1 protein-coding gene is annotated in these 776 nt (G+C 47.2%); it reads left to right on the forward strand.

From position 1 onward, the window contains the following. Positions 1 to 732: MFS transporter (locus J1785_RS00580; RefSeq protein ID WP_217218555.1), on the forward strand; the 732-nt coding region annotated here is incomplete at its 5' end. Positions 733 to 776 lie beyond the last annotated feature (44 nt).

The following is a 776-nucleotide window of genomic DNA, read 5'->3' on the forward strand; positions in this document are numbered from 1 at the left end:
GGTAGTCTGTTGAGTTGGCAGTCTATATTCATGGCAGTAACGGCAAGTGGAGCGATCGGTTTCATTGGATTGGCAATGCTGATGCCCACGGATCAAAATGATCCCTCCTTGCAAGCAAATGCCATGGACGGTTTAAAAGCCATGTTTAACCCACTACTGCTTGCCGGAGCAGGAATTACAGTTTTGGCCTATGCAGGATCTTTTGCCCTGTATACGTATATTTCCCCGATTCTACTTCAGGTAACGCATGTAGACGAGCGTACGAGTAGTTTGCTTATGTTGGTCTACGGCGTGATGGCCGCTATCGGGAATGTCTGGGGTGGTCGCCTCACTGACAAGCAAGGTGCAGACCGTGCCGTGATGACAATTCTTATTGGTCTGGCGATCGTCCTCTTTGCTATGTGGTTCTCTGTCTCATCCTTAATGTTAATGGCACTGTTTATTGGGTTGCTTGGAGCATTGACATACGCAGCGGTCCCCTCAATGCAAGCAAGAGTGATAGGGCTATCTCACATACATGCACCTGAAGCTCCAGCTGTGGCAGCAGGACTGAATATTGCCGGTTTTAACGGAGGAATTGCATTAGGGTCGCTATTGGGGGGTGTAGCACTGGATGTTACTGGTCTTACAAGCCCTACTTGGGTTGGAGGCGGAGTAGTAATCGTTGGTATTTTGTGGATGTTATTACAAATAAATTCTAATAAAAGACGCACCACCTCCGATTACTCCTGATAGTACACATAGCATTTAAAATGGCTCAGTGAACACCAAATCAC

This window comes from Rahnella perminowiae (assembly GCF_019049755.1).
In the GTDB taxonomy this organism is placed as follows: domain Bacteria; phylum Pseudomonadota; class Gammaproteobacteria; order Enterobacterales; family Enterobacteriaceae; genus Rahnella; species Rahnella perminowiae.